General features: G+C 34.5%; 12 protein-coding genes. 3 read left to right on the plus strand and 9 right to left on the minus strand.

Features of this window, described 5'->3' with window-relative positions:
* Positions 1-15 precede the first annotated feature (15 nt).
* The gene (metJ, locus tag J3U24_RS04715) at positions 16-333 is read left to right on the plus strand and encodes a met regulon transcriptional regulator MetJ (RefSeq protein WP_065563626.1); all 318 of its coding nucleotides are present in this window, start codon (positions 16-18) and stop codon (positions 331-333) included.
* Positions 334-407: 74 nt separating this feature from the next.
* Here the strand turns inward: metJ and rpmE are convergent, their stop codons facing one another.
* The 8 genes from rpmE to J3U24_RS04755 form a co-directional block, all read right to left on the minus strand.
* On the minus strand, positions 408-623 hold the full coding sequence (rpmE, locus tag J3U24_RS04720; RefSeq protein ID WP_065563627.1) for a 50S ribosomal protein L31: 216 nt from the start codon (positions 621-623) through the stop codon (positions 408-410).
* A gap of 141 nt (positions 624-764) precedes the next feature.
* Entirely contained in the window at positions 765-1,817 is a 1,053-nt protein-coding gene (gene degS / locus J3U24_RS04725) for an outer membrane-stress sensor serine endopeptidase DegS (RefSeq protein WP_065563628.1), read from the minus strand.
* Between the two features lie 113 nt (positions 1,818-1,930).
* The gene (locus tag J3U24_RS04730) at positions 1,931-3,304 is read right to left on the minus strand and encodes a Do family serine endopeptidase (RefSeq protein ID WP_065563750.1); all 1,374 of its coding nucleotides are present in this window, start codon (positions 3,302-3,304) and stop codon (positions 1,931-1,933) included.
* A 78-nt stretch (positions 3,305-3,382) separates the two neighbouring features.
* Positions 3,383-3,790, minus strand: a complete 408-nt coding sequence (locus J3U24_RS04735) for a YhcB family protein (RefSeq protein ID WP_065563629.1) — start codon at positions 3,788-3,790, stop codon at positions 3,383-3,385.
* Between the two features lie 48 nt (positions 3,791-3,838).
* On the minus strand, positions 3,839-4,300 hold the full coding sequence (locus J3U24_RS04740; protein WP_267337067.1) for a DUF721 domain-containing protein: 462 nt from the start codon (positions 4,298-4,300) through the stop codon (positions 3,839-3,841).
* 388 nt (positions 4,301-4,688) lie between these two features.
* The gene (locus tag J3U24_RS04745; protein ID WP_267337068.1) at positions 4,689-7,064 is read right to left on the minus strand and encodes a glycoside hydrolase family 31 protein; all 2,376 of its coding nucleotides are present in this window, start codon (positions 7,062-7,064) and stop codon (positions 4,689-4,691) included.
* 98 nt (positions 7,065-7,162) lie between these two features.
* A complete protein-coding gene (gene uxaC, locus J3U24_RS04750; RefSeq protein ID WP_267337069.1) occupies positions 7,163-8,581 on the minus strand; it encodes a glucuronate isomerase in 1,419 nt (472 codons plus the stop codon).
* A gap of 16 nt (positions 8,582-8,597) precedes the next feature.
* Positions 8,598-10,067: a mannitol dehydrogenase family protein gene (locus tag J3U24_RS04755; RefSeq protein WP_065734693.1), complete on the minus strand. Its 1,470-nt coding sequence runs from the start codon at positions 10,065-10,067 to the stop codon at positions 8,598-8,600.
* A 278-nt stretch (positions 10,068-10,345) separates the two neighbouring features.
* Between J3U24_RS04755 and J3U24_RS04760 the strand changes: the two genes are divergently transcribed.
* Positions 10,346-11,107: a GntR family transcriptional regulator gene (locus J3U24_RS04760; protein ID WP_267337070.1), complete on the plus strand. Its 762-nt coding sequence runs from the start codon at positions 10,346-10,348 to the stop codon at positions 11,105-11,107.
* A gap of 75 nt (positions 11,108-11,182) precedes the next feature.
* Positions 11,183-12,364 carry a mannonate dehydratase gene (uxuA, locus tag J3U24_RS04765; protein WP_267331814.1) on the plus strand — a complete coding sequence of 394 codons (1,182 nt, stop codon included), beginning with the start codon at positions 11,183-11,185 and terminating at the stop codon, positions 12,362-12,364.
* A gap of 152 nt (positions 12,365-12,516) precedes the next feature.
* Here the strand turns inward: uxuA and J3U24_RS04770 are convergent, their stop codons facing one another.
* Positions 12,517-13,791, minus strand: a complete 1,275-nt coding sequence (locus J3U24_RS04770; RefSeq protein ID WP_267337071.1) for an MFS transporter — start codon at positions 13,789-13,791, stop codon at positions 12,517-12,519.
* Between the last annotated feature and the right edge of the window lie 269 nt (positions 13,792-14,060).

The following is a 14,060-nucleotide window of genomic DNA, read 5'->3' on the forward strand; positions in this document are numbered from 1 at the left end:
GATTTGGTGAAAAATATGATGGAATGGAACGGCGATTATATCAGCCCTTATGCTGAACATGGTAAAAAAAGTGAACAAGTAAAAAAAATTACAGTCTCAATTCCGTTGAAAGTACTTAAAATATTAACTGATGAGCGAACAAGGCGACAAGTCAATAACTTACGTCATGCAACGAATAGTGAATTATTATGTGAAGCCTTTTTACACGCTTATACTGGTCAACCACTCCCTTGTGATGAAGATCTTCAGAAAGATCGTGATGATGGAATTCCACAACAAGCACAAAAAATGATGAGAGATTTAGGCATCGATCCGGATTTAATCGACGAATGATTGAATTAAAAATAAAATAGTAGATACAAAAAAGGCGCTTAAAGCGCCTTTTTGACAACGTTAGTTTAGTAAAACTATTTTTTACCACCAACCATTGCAAAACGTTGTTTGAATTTATCAACACGTCCGCCAGTTGCAACATCACGTTGTTTACCAGTATAAAACGGGTGACATTCACCACATACGTCAAGATGAATATCATGACCAATAGTTGAATGAGTTTTAATTGTGTTACCACAAGAACAAGTTGCTGTAATTGCAGTGTATTCTGGATGGATACCTTCTTTCATAATAAACCTCTAAAGTTTGTTCGTATCGCTATATAAACGGCTTAATCGCAAAATCTATACACCATACGAGTGTTAAATAACATGATAAGGGTGCGAATTATACGTCCTATATGAAAGATAATCAAGTAATAATCGACCAATCTAAACCGGTAATTGCCCGATAGTTACTTGAAGTTCAATCTTTTCTCCATTTCGCAAAACTAATATGGGGACGATTGTTCCTGGTTTCAACTCTGCAATTTGATCCATAGTTTCTACTATGGATTTTACTGGTTTATTATCAACCATAATTAATATATCATTTGCTTCAACGCCGGCCTGTAATGAAGGTCCTTCAGCATTGGTAACTAATATACCTAATACCTTCGGTAAATCACTAGGATTTTGCGTTGGGGCGAATTCTAACCCATCAATGCCAATATAACCTCGAATTACTTTCCCATCTTGAATTAATTTATCCATTATTTTAACGGCTAATGCTGTTGGGATGGCAAAACCAATTCCTTCAGGAACATCATTACCTAGATTTTTAGCAAATGTTAATGTATTAATGCCTACCAACTCACCTTTAGTATTTACTAAAGCTCCACCTGAATTACCATGATTAATTGATGCATCAGTTTGAATAAAGTTTTGTCGACGATATGGGCTTAATCCGTCACGCCCTGTCGCACTAATAATACCTTGGGTAATCGTTTGACCGATGTTATATGGATTACCAATAGCTAAAACAACATCACCAATTTTGGGGTCTCGTTTAGAATTAATAGGTATGACCGGGATATTAGTTGCCTCTATTTTAAGCACAGCAATATCAACCAACTTATCGGAACCTACAGGTAATGCTTCAAAAATTCGACCATCTTGCAAGGCAACAATAATTTGTTCAGCTCCATCAACAACATGATAATTGGTAATGATATAGCCATACTCACTCATAATTACACCAGAACCTAGCGGTGTAATTGGGCCATCTTGTGATTGTTTTGGAACAGAATTAATCGATCGACTGTAGATATTTACTACTGCTGGAGCAGCAATCTTAACCGCGTCAGAATAACTCATAGGTTCTTCATTAAAAATAGATCTGGAAAAATCTGATTGTGTTCCATTTCTTAAAGAAGGGAAAATAATGAGTAATACTATCGCTAACACACCACCAATTAATATTGGCCAAAGAAACTTTTTAAGCATAATTATTATTATAAAGATGAGAATAGTTGATAGGATTCTATCATATCTAACTGATGGTTAAAATGAAGTTTTCGTCGATGCAAAGCATCGACGATTTTTAGCTATATAATTACTTAGCGTAAGATAAGATATAGACGGCTATCTCCTCGGACAATATTTAAAGCGATTGCAGAAGGATTGCTATCAATCACTTTACGTAGTTCAGAAATACTATTAACTCTAGACTTATTGACCCCTGTGATAAGATCACCTTCTTGTAAACTTAAACGTGAAGCAGGAGAGTTTTTAACAATACTCTCAATTAATACACCTTTTTGTCCTTTTATATCACCATTAACAAGTGTTGCACCTTCAAGTGCCGGATGTAAAGATTTTGCTTCGGTACTGGATGCATCACCGTTTTTCAATTTAACCTCAACAGAAATCTCTTTGCCATCTCGAATCAAACCTAATTTAACTGTACGACCAGCTCCAGTTGTCGCGATTTTTGCGCGTAACTCTGCAAAACTATCAACCGGTTTACCGTCCATAGAAATGATGACATCACCAGATTTAATTCCTGCCTCTTTTGCAGCAGAATCATCTATAACTTCACTAACAAAAGCACCTTTTTGTACTTCAAGGTCAAAAGCTTTAGCAATATCTGATGTTAATTCATTACCTTTTATACCTAAAACACCTCGTTTAACTTCACCATACTCAATAAGTTGAGAAGTCAAACTTCTAACCATATTACTAGGTATAGCGAAACCAATTCCTACATTACCCCCACTTGGCGCAATAATAGCAGTGTTTATCCCAACTAGTTCACCATTTAAGTTAACTAAAGCACCACCGGAATTACCTTGGTTAATTGACGCGTCAGTTTGAATGAAATTTTCAAAGCCATCCATACTTAACCCACTACGAGCTAACGCAGAAATGATACCTGAAGTAACAGTTTGACCGATACCGAATGGATTACCAATCGCAACAACGTAATCACCAACTCGCGTTTTATCTGAGTCAGCAAGTTTAATTGAGGTTAATTTTTTTGCATTATCCACTTTTAATAAAGCAATATCACTTTGTGGATCTTTACCAATTAGTTTTGCTTGATATTCATGACCATCATTTATTACTACCGTAATTTTATCGGCGCTATCAATTACATGATTATTGGTAACAATATAACCTTTTTCAGCATCAATAATGACACCAGAACCTAATCCCGAGAAAGGCCTAGATTGACTATCCGGATAGCCGAAAAATCGTCTAAATTCTTCCGGCATATTATTTTGCATTTGAGCAGTGCCTTCAACTTTAATACTTACTACCGAAGGTAAAACGGTTTCCAACATTGGTGCCAACGATGGTTGTTGTTGGTTATTATCCGTTGGTAAAAATGGGAATGCCGCATTGGCATTAGATAATGTAGCTAAACTTAAACCTAAACTTAATGCAATTATACTTAATAATTTTTTTGGTTTTCGTAAAGAATGACTCATCATAAAACTCTCTTATTTAAGAAATTTGATATTTAAAACATAAATAGCCTAATAAAACTAAGAAATGTTGAAAATTAATTAAGATTTCACTTCATCATTTTTGAATAATCCTGAAGGATTATCTGAATAGTCTTTAGGCTGCTTTTCAAGTGTTAATTCATTTTTGACACTGATATCATTATTGACAGCTTCTAAATCAATCATAGGCATATCATCAGAAGTTACAAATTGCCCAGAAGTTTCAGCAATATGTTGATATAAGCGACGAAAATCTTTGGCCATATTATCCAATATTTCAGCACTATGAGAAAAATGTTTAACCATCATCTGTTTTTGAGATGCTAATTCTTCTTGGGCTTGTTCCAATTCGCGTTTAACTTTGGCATATTTACGTCCTTTTTGAGAAACAAAATTGATGAAAATTATACCCACAATAAAACCAATTATTAGGCCGATGATAATATAGGTCATCATACTTTTATCCATATTTCACTCCTGTATCTTCTCATTTATTATTTCTAAATATTGTTTAGCTTATTTTGCATGGTTAGCAAGTTTTATCAATTGTTTTTTTAGTTTTTCAGGTGCTTGCTCAGCCAAAGCATTTAAATATATTGCTGTTTGAATCGTAATCACATTATTAATTTTAGCATTCTTATTTGAAAAATTAACTAATTGTGAGTTATTTGTCGCAATAGTGGGATTAATCTTATATTGAATAGAGGATAACGAAGGTAAGATTTTTTGACGTATACCTGAAATCAAATTACTTTGTTCGTATTTTATTCTTGTTAACCAGTTAGCTGAACTAACCTCAAGAATAAGAATACCTTGACGATAATTTGCGACTCTATATTGCTGTTGTAATGGAGAAGGCAATAACTCATTAATTACATCCGCTAATTTAGCCAATGCAAATGTTCTTTCTTTTATCTCAGATAACCAAGATTGTTGTGACAAAATCGACGGTAATATTTGTGGCTGGTTATAACGCATCTATTATGTTTATCCTTACATTCTTAAAGTCACGTTAACTTTGTATATAAAATACAACTGTAAATAATTTACCTTATTTCATAAAAAATGTCCTGCTATAAAAATAAATTTACAGTTTTTTAAATCTTCATTAAGGCATAATAGAAAATAAATTTCAAAATAAGGTGGCTTTAATTAAGATTAAAATTTGTGTTCGGAATTTTTCTCATTCCTGAATCATAATACTCTTGGATCAGTTACATTAAATAGTTGATACAATAAAGTAAATCAAATGTTATTAATCCTAATAAAAGCACCAATAAATTAAAATTTATCTTTTAATTCACATTTAAATACTAATTACTTATACACTTTAAAAAGTTTTGAAAGCATAGTGTAAGTAAGTGCATTAGCTTATTGCACTTAAATTAACCTTATTTACTAGCTCATCGTTAATATAAAGTGTACGCAATTCTCCTTTTGGTAAGGTAATGACCAGCTCTTGCCAAGCTGGAATATAACTTCCATTGGCTTTCAAACGAAGATCAATTCGATCATTAGTCGAAACTAACTGCCAATTGATCCATAACCCAACACCATTTTGATAAGCATAACTTTCACCATCATCTTCAAAGAAACAACCTTGAGATGTATGAACACCTTTTGCTGGGAAAACTTTAAACTGTCGATAATCATCGAGTTTATGATTCACATAACCTAGGCGTTTTGAAACAGGAATAATCGAGCCAGCTTTAACTAATAATGGAAATGATTCTAATGGTGCGGGTAAAATTATTGACTGTTTACCACTAAACCACTGATGAGAATGATAACAATACCAACCAACCTGATTGTCTGGTAAATAAACGACTCGCTGACGTTGACCAGGTTCAACAATACTTGCCACTAATAAATCCTTACCTATCATAAAATCATCAGTTTCAATAAATGTCTGTAAATCATGTTCATGATCTAAAAATGTTGGTCTCAACATTGGTTCATCATGTTGGTGAGCTTGCCACAGTAAATTGTAAAAATAAGGCAATAATTGATATCGAAGGCAAATTGTATCGCGAATAATTGGTGTGACTTCAGGATACATCCACGGTTCATTGACGGTATGATCATCATTCCAAGAATGAATGGTAAAACGCGGATTCATAATGCCATTTTGAACCCAACGTACAAATAATTCTGCATCTGGTTTATCACCCGAAAAACCACCTACATCATGCCCGACATTATAAAGACCGGACAAACTCATACCTAATCCCATTCGTATATTGTATTTAAGCGTTTGCCAACTGGTACGATTATCTCCCGACCATGTTTGCACATAGCGTTGAATACCCGCACAACCTGAACGAGAAATTAAATAAGGACGAATAGTTGGGCTATAGCCTTGTTGTGCTTCCATTGAAGCTCTAGACATAAGTAAAGGCATAACTGGACGAATATGTTTGATCGCAATTTCCTGACCAAAGCCATGACAACGAGCTTCACCATCCCACACTTCAAATTCATTATTATCATTCCATGTCGCGTCAATTCCCATCTGCAAAAGCTGCTCAGTAACATTTTGTTTCCACCAATTATAGGCTTGTGGATTGGTAAAATCTAAGTGAGAGCCTTCATCATCCCAAAACATTGAGCGTTCTGGAGCATCAATTTCCGAATCTTTAATAAATAGTCCTTTATCAGCCACTTCTTTATATTTGGGATGATCCTGTAACAAACAAGGCTTAATATTGGCTGCAATTCTCAAACCCGCAGCATGGTAAGATTGGGTGAACACTTTCGGATTAGGGAATTTATCATAATTCCAATTGAACACATAGCGTTTACCATTAATTGATGTATATCCCGAAGAGAGTTGAAATGAATCACAAGCAATGCCATGTTCTTTACACAAATCAATGAAATTTTGCATTTGTTCTTGAGCATTCGGGGCATCGGTATAAAACATTGTTGAACCACTATACCCTAAACTCCATTTAGGACCAAAAAAGGTTTTACCCGTCAGTTTAATGAAAGACTTAGTCACATCGATAATTTTTGGACCCAAAAAGATATAAAAATCGATGTCACCCGCTTCAGCCTGATAACGACGATATGGCAAGTGATAATTATCGTGTTCTGTTCCTAAATCGATCCAACAACTACTTAAATTATCATAAAATAGTCCAAAACTGACTTGATTACGATGCGTAATGGTAAACGGAATATGCTTATAAAGCGGATCGGTATCTTTAGCATTATACCCCATGGCATCAAGATTACGCATTTCAAAACGACGACCAGCACGATTAAGATCCCCGGCTTTATCACCCAAACCATAGTATTGTTCATCTTGATACCTTCGTTGGTAATGTGCAATACCATCACCATGCGGGTTTATTAGATATGCACTGGTACTTCTATCTTCAACCAGAAGTTCCCATTGTTGATTTTTGTTCTTATACTCCCACATTAACGACAGTGGTTGCTTAATTGTCACACGTAATTGTTGTGTGCTTACTGTAATTTGATTATCTGAATGTGACAATTGATATGTTGGTAGCGAAAAACCCTCGGTGCTTAATCTATCTCGTCCTTCTAATGGAACATCGCCATTTGGCGCGATACTCCAAGTTCTGTCCAATGATAAACTTTCCGGTCGCTTAATTAGGACTCGGAACATTCTTTCTTCTAGTACGTATAAGCAAAAACAGTATTTTTCATCCACTAAAAGTTCAATACAGTTATTTTGCTCTTTTTTAAATATCCATTTTTTTAACGTTTTCATTAGACAACCTCTTAATTGGTATCAATTTATTTAAAACATTCAACAACACAGTTAGTCAAACAAGTAAAGCTTTGAGTATATATAGTTACACTGGCATATTATTTATAGATTTTAGTTTGAAAAAAACGATAAGCATTATCAAAACAGATATCCCTAACCATATTCCCAACCAAATCAAAATCAGCAGGGATTTCACCATTTTCCATCCAACTACCGATCATATTGCACAAAATTCGCCTAAAGTATTCATGCCTTGTAAAGGATAAAAAACTACGAGAATCAGTTAGCATTCCTACAAATTGACTTAATAATCCCATTTGTGAAAGCTGTATCAATTGACGCTGCATACCATCTTTTTGATCGTTAAACCACCAGCCCGAACCAAATTGAATTTTTCCTGCAATATTTGAACCTTGAAAGTTACCAGCCATAGTCGCTAAGACCTCATTATCACGAGGGTTTAGACAATACAAAATAGTTTTAGGCAGCTCATCAGTTAAGTCCAAAATACCTAATAATGAAGAAAGTGGTTCAGCGATGGGTCTATCGCCAATCGAGTCAAACCCAGCATCAGGACCAAGCATTTTAAACATTCGTTGATTATTATTACGCAAAGCTCCTAAATGTAATTGCATAACCCAATTACGTTTATGATATTGCTTACCTAACCAAACAAGTACTGCCGTACTAAATTGTGCAATTTCCAGTTCAGAAAGGGACTGATTAGCAAGACGTTTTGCTATTATTTGATCAAGCTGTTTTTCCGAAGGAATATCAGCATAACGGAGAATTTCGATGCCATGATCTGCAGCTTCACAACCATGTTGTTCAAAATGATCTAATCGTTTGGTTAACGCACAAAGTAATTTTTCAAAACTATTAATTTCAATATCAGTTACTTTTCCTAATTCAACAATATAATCAACAAAGCCTGTTAGTTCTATTTTAAAAACTCTGTCTGGTCGCCAACTTGGTCTTACTTTAGTTTTAAATGAAGCATCTAAAGCGATTTGTTTGTGATATTCAAGTGAATCAATAGGGTCATCAGTTGTTCCTACTGCTTTGACATTCATTTGTGTCAAAATACCTCTGGTTGAGAATTCAGCAGTCGCTAATTTATCATTAGCCTCAGACCAAATTTTATCAGCTGTTTTTTCGTTAAGAAGAATATTTTTTATACCAAATGGTCTTTTTAACTCTAGATGAGTCCAATGGTAAATCGGGTTTCCAAGCGTTAAAGGAACAACTTTTGCCCAAGTAAGATATTTTTCATAGTCAGATGCATCACCTGTGATATATTTTTCATCAATTCCAGCTGTCCGTAACACTCGCCATTTGTAATGATCACCAGCTAACCAAATTTCAGCTAAATTACGGAAATTTTTATTTTCAGCGATATCTTTTGGTGGTAAATGGCAATGATAATCGTATATAGGTTGATCTTCAGCGTAATCAAAATAAAGCTTTTGTGCCGCATCAGTTTGTAACAAAAAGTTATCATCTAAGAATTTTTTCATTGTTTTTCTTTCCAATTTATAAAGCTAAATCCTTAATAGTCTGTTTGGCACCTTTTTTCATTAAAGAAAGATAATGTTCTGTTATTTTTTCTCTGAATAATGAATTGGCTGGTAAATCTGATCCAAAAACAGCTTCTAAACTTAATAACGAGTTAACTCTTTCTACCCCTTCATCACTCTCAGCAACAAGTTTTTTCAACTCATCAACCATTGGATCACGAATATCGATTACTTGTTTATGGTCATCAATACCACCAACATATCGCATCCAACCAGCTACCCCTAAAGCTAGTAATGAAAAATCAGAATTATGTTTAATATGCCAACGGATAGAATCAAGTATGCGTTGCGGTAGTTTTTGTGTACCATCCATAGCGATTTGCCATGTTCTATGTTTTAGTGATGGGTTACTAAATCTTTCAATAAGTTTTTCAGCATATTGTTGTAAATTAACGTGCGGTGGAACATTTAAGGTTGGTGCTTGCTGTTGCATCATTAACGATAAAGTCGCTTTTTTATAATTTGCATCATTCATACAATCATTGATATGCTCATAACCAGCTAAATAACCTAAATAAGCTAAGAATGAATGACTACCATTTAGCATTCGAAGTTTCATTTCTTCATATGGCACAACATTATCAACAAATTCAGCACCAGCTTCGTTCCAATTAGGTCGTGAAGTGACAAAATTATCTTCAATAACCCATTGAATAAATGGCTCACAAGCAATACCACACGGATCATACATGCCACCTAATACATCTTGAATTTCTTCTAAGGTTTCAGATGTTGCAGCAGGAACAATACGGTCAACCATCGTACAAGGGAAAGTTGTATTATTTTCAATCCATTTAGCCAGCTCAAGATCGCGAGCATTTGCTAAATCTAAAATAGCTTTCCTCAAAACTAAACCATTTTCTGGCATGTTGTCACATGATAAAGCCGTAAACGATTTCAATCCTCTTTGCATTCTTCTATATAAAGCTTCAACAATAACACCTGGCGCTGACATAGGTTTACTTGGAGAAGCTAAATCTGCTTTGATTAATTCATTATTCAAATCCAAACCAGTCCCACCAGGCAACATACAGTAACCTTTTTCAGTTACCGTTAATGAAACAATTTCGACAATAGGATCAGCCATTTTTTCTAAAATTGTTTCAATACCGTCTGTTGGTGCTAATAATGATTCTTTTACACTTCCAATAATATAGGCTTGTTTAGATGTCGCGCCTTTTTCAAGCACTGTATATAGATGATCTTGTTTTCTAATATCATTGATTAACTCTTCACCACCAACAATATTTACCTCGCAGATAGCCCAATCACTATTACCTTTATTCAATAAACGATCAGTAAATAGTGCCTGATGTGCTCTGTGAAATGCACCAAAACCTATATGTACAATACGAGCGGTCATTTTCTCCCTATTGTATAAAGGTTTATTTTTGATTGATTGTGGTATTTCTAATAAATTCAACATTTTATACACCGTAATTAACTAACTGCAATATTTATTGGTTAGACATATTTTCATTTGTTGACAAAATTTTCATCTTTATTTTTCAATTTTTGTGATTCGCGTCACATTTTTTGGTTTATTTTATAGGGATGTTTGCTAAAATCTTTATAATGGCCGACAATATTGGTAAACCAATTTAAAGATGTAATGGATTTCTTTTATTATTAACTTAGAGGAGTTTAATAATTAGCGTATAATTATCTTCAATAAACTTAATAGTATTCTGAGGATTAAAGATTATGCCAAGAGGCAATCGACTCTATCAAGAAATTGGTAATGAGTTAAAATTGTTATTAAAAAGTGGAACTTTTAAAATTGGTGACCGTCTACCACCAGAAAGAGATATTGCTGAGACCTTTGATGTTAGCAGAACGGTAGTTCGAGAAGCATTAATTATGTTAGAGCTTGAAAAATTAGTTGAAGTAAAAAAAGGCTCTGGTGTTTATGTAATTGGTTTACCAAGCGAGTTCTTGTCTGAAAAAGACAGGGAAATAGAAGAAGAGGATTTTGGCCCTTTTGAATTATTACAAGCGAGACAATTAATTGAAAGTAATATTGCCGCTTTTGCTGCCTCACAAATTGTAAAAGCAGATATTGTAGAGTTAAGAGCTATATTAGAACAAGAACGTCAAATTTTAGAACAAGATGTACTTGATGACTATAGTGCTGATGAAATGTTTCATATTGCAATAGCTCGAGCCACAAAGAACTCAATACTTGAGAGGTTATTAGAAGATCTATGGACAAAACGTTCATCAAGTAAAATGTGGGACCAACTACAAAGTAGAATAACCGATCATAGTTATCGAAAAAAATGGTTATATGATCATGAAAAAATTCTACAGGCATTACAGTTAAAAGATGCAATGGCTGCACGCCATGCTATGTGGCAGCACTTAGAAAATGTTAAACAAACATTAATGACTGTTTCTGACAGTGAAGATCCAAATTTTGATGGTTATTTATTTGACTCTATACCGGTCACTATCGTTAACCAATAGAAACAAATATGCATTGTTTATGGATCTTCATTTTAGAATAATTTTGTAAATGAAGTATCTTTGAGGAGAATTTAAATGGAACAAACAATGCGTTGGTTTGGACCTAACGACCCTGTATCATTGGACGATATTAGACAATCAGGGGCAACAGGAATTGTTACAGCTTTACATCATATTCCCAATGGTGAAATCTGGACAATCGACGAAATTAAAAAACGAAAAAAAATGATTGAAGACAAAGGTCTAACTTGGTCAGTTGTTGAAAGTATTCCTGTTCACGAAGAAATTAAAACCCATTCTGGCAACGTTGAACAACATATTGCCAATTATCAACAATCAATTCGTAATTTAGCCGCTTGTGGTATTGATACTGTTTGTTACAATTTTATGCCAGTATTAGACTGGACTCGCACCGATCTAGGTTATGAATTATCAGACGGTTCAAGAGCTCTACGTTTCGATCAAATTGCTTTTGCTGCATTTGATATTCATATTTTAAAACGACCTAATGCCGAAAAAGATTATTCACAAGAAGATCAGATTTCAGCAAAAAAATATTTTGAAAATATGACGCAAGCCGATAAAGATAAACTTGTTGGAAATATTATCGCTGGGTTACCAGGTGCCGAAGAAGGTTACTCACTAGATCAATTTCGAGCACATCTTGCAACATATGACGGTATTGATAAAGCTAAATTACGTGAGAATTATGCTTATTTCTTGAAAGCTATCGTTCCAGTCGCCGAAGAAGTTGGCGTTGTTCTGACAGTTCATCCTGATGATCCTCCTAGACCTATTTTAGGTTTACCACGCATTGTTTCAACTATTGAAGATATGCAGTGGATAAAAGAAACAGTTGATAGCATTCATAATGGATTCTGCTTCTGTACTGGTTCTTATGGCGTTCGTAGCGATAATGATTTAGTTACAATGGCTGAAAAATTTGCTGATAGAGTTCACTTTATTCATTTGCGCGCAACAGTTCGTGAAGATAATCCATTATCTTTCCACGAAGGTGATCACTTAGCAGGTGATGTTGATATGTATGGCGTAATTAAAGTGCTTATTGCTGAAGAAGAACGACGTAAAAAAGCGGGAATCAAACGTTTAATACCAGTTCGTCCTGATCATGGTCACCAAATGTTAGATGATCTGAAAAAGAAAACGAATCCGGGTTATTCTGCCATTGGTCGTTTAAGAGGATTAGCCGAAATTCGCGGCGTAGAATACGCAATTAAACGTGCATTTTTTGAATAAAACTCCGTTGTTAACACAATCAAAATAAAGCCCAGATAATGGGCTTTTTTACTATTATTGATATCCAAAAATAAAAAAGAGCGTCAACCGCCCTTTTGCATTTATGTTAGGATGTACTTCTTTATTGCATAACTAATATAATAATTTTGGTATTAATCCTTTTGCTTACGCTGATACAACAGTGAACACATAATAATTGCCCCAATAATATCTAAAAAGCCCATAGTAATAAAAAAAGGTTTAAAGCCAATTGTTGCAACAAACTGACCAACAATAATCGTAAATAAGAAACTAGCAATCCAAGCCGAGCTACCACGCAAACCATTTACTGTTGATACTTCTTTGCCATCAAAGTTTTCAATCACTTGAATAGTTAGCATGGCAGATAACATCTGATGCCCCCATGCACCTATAGCAATTAAAGCAATTGCCGCATAAGGACTTTGTGTTAAACTTGCAAACGCCATGGATAACATGAAAAAAGCAGCACCAAGATAAGTTATACAAGCCGAATTCAAACGAGATAAATTAAAACGCTTATTGAGCATACGGGAAAAATAACCGGAGGATAAACCACCAAAATCGGCAGCAAGGAAAGGAATCCAAACAAACATTGCCATCTCTTTTAATTGCATACCGCGTTCAGTTAATAAATAGTAAGGAACCCAAAAATTCACTGCAGCCCAAGCTGGTTCAGCTAGAAAAGCTGGAATAGCAATACCATAGAATTTTTTTTGCAAAATCACTTTTTTAATCGCTTGCCAGATGTTTTTGTTTTGTTGACTCTCTGTGTCATCTTGATCGGATAAAATATATTTTCTTTCTGCCTCACTAATAGACCGGCTTTTCGACGGTTCACTGAAAAAGTAAAGCCATATTCCTGCCCAAATTAACCCTACAGAACCTGGAATTAAGAACGCTAGCTGCCAACCACCAAATTGATGTATCGCATAAATAAGAGGAGGTGCAATCATGGCACCCAATGAAAACCCAACCATACTCCAACCATTAGCAATAGAGCGTTCTTTTTTAGGAAACCATAAACTGACGACTTTAGCATTTGCTGGAGCAACAACAGATTCAGCACCGCCCATAAAAAAACGTAAAATAGCTAATTGAAACCATGTGCCTGCACCCGCATGAAGTATGCACATTATAGACCAAATGATGACCATTATCGCAAAGCCGACTCGTAAACCGATTACATCAATAAACCAGCCTACAACAGGCTGAAAAATGGTATAAGCTAATTGAAAAGCACCAGTAATATACGAGTATTCTTTAGGTGTTATATTTAAATCACGTATAATCTCTTGAGCCATAATACCTAGTGCATTACGATCAATATAATTAAGGATAACACCCGTTGCAAATAAAATGATCATCACCCAACGGACATATCCCCCTGATTTAAAGATGGAACTCATAATATACCTCTAGTTGTAATTTAAACTTCTAACATAAAAAATTTATGTCACACCACATATTGGTAAACCAAATATTACAACTTATTTGTTATATCGTATGCCAAATTTGTTTAAATTTGAGACATTGATCACATTTTATATATAATTGGTATAACAAATAATCCTAAAAATATCATTGTATCATTTGCTTTAAAATAAATTTATACAACTTATTCAATAGATTAACCTACAAAAGTTCGAATAAAGATCGCAAAAAAAAATAGATGTAG

Origin of the sequence: Gilliamella sp. B2785, from assembly GCF_026537005.1 — a bacterium.
Lineage (GTDB): Bacteria > Pseudomonadota > Gammaproteobacteria > Enterobacterales > Orbaceae > Gilliamella > Gilliamella apicola_E.

Excerpts from the sequence above, each read along its gene's own strand:
- rpmE (WP_065563627.1), bottom strand. The coding sequence starts at position 623 with ATGAAAGAAGGTATCCATCCAGAATACACTGCAATTACAGCAACTTGT.
- metJ (WP_065563626.1), top strand. The coding sequence starts at position 16 with ATGATGGAATGGAACGGCGATTATATCAGCCCTTATGCTGAACATGGT.
- uxuA (WP_267331814.1), top strand. The coding sequence starts at position 11,183 with ATGGAACAAACAATGCGTTGGTTTGGACCTAACGACCCTGTATCATTG.
- J3U24_RS04745 (WP_267337068.1), bottom strand. The coding sequence starts at position 7,064 with ATGAAAACGTTAAAAAAATGGATATTTAAAAAAGAGCAAAATAACTGT.
- degS (WP_065563628.1), bottom strand. The coding sequence starts at position 1,817 with ATGCTTAAAAAGTTTCTTTGGCCAATATTAATTGGTGGTGTGTTAGCG.
- J3U24_RS04760 (WP_267337070.1), top strand. The coding sequence starts at position 10,346 with ATGCCAAGAGGCAATCGACTCTATCAAGAAATTGGTAATGAGTTAAAA.
- J3U24_RS04770 (WP_267337071.1), bottom strand. The coding sequence starts at position 13,791 with ATGAGTTCCATCTTTAAATCAGGGGGATATGTCCGTTGGGTGATGATC.
- J3U24_RS04735 (WP_065563629.1), bottom strand. The coding sequence starts at position 3,790 with ATGGATAAAAGTATGATGACCTATATTATCATCGGCCTAATAATTGGT.
- J3U24_RS04730 (WP_065563750.1), bottom strand. The coding sequence starts at position 3,304 with ATGAGTCATTCTTTACGAAAACCAAAAAAATTATTAAGTATAATTGCA.
- uxaC (WP_267337069.1), bottom strand. The coding sequence starts at position 8,581 with ATGAAAAAATTCTTAGATGATAACTTTTTGTTACAAACTGATGCGGCA.
- J3U24_RS04740 (WP_267337067.1), bottom strand. The coding sequence starts at position 4,300 with ATGCGTTATAACCAGCCACAAATATTACCGTCGATTTTGTCACAACAA.
- J3U24_RS04755 (WP_065734693.1), bottom strand. The coding sequence starts at position 10,067 with ATGTTGAATTTATTAGAAATACCACAATCAATCAAAAATAAACCTTTA.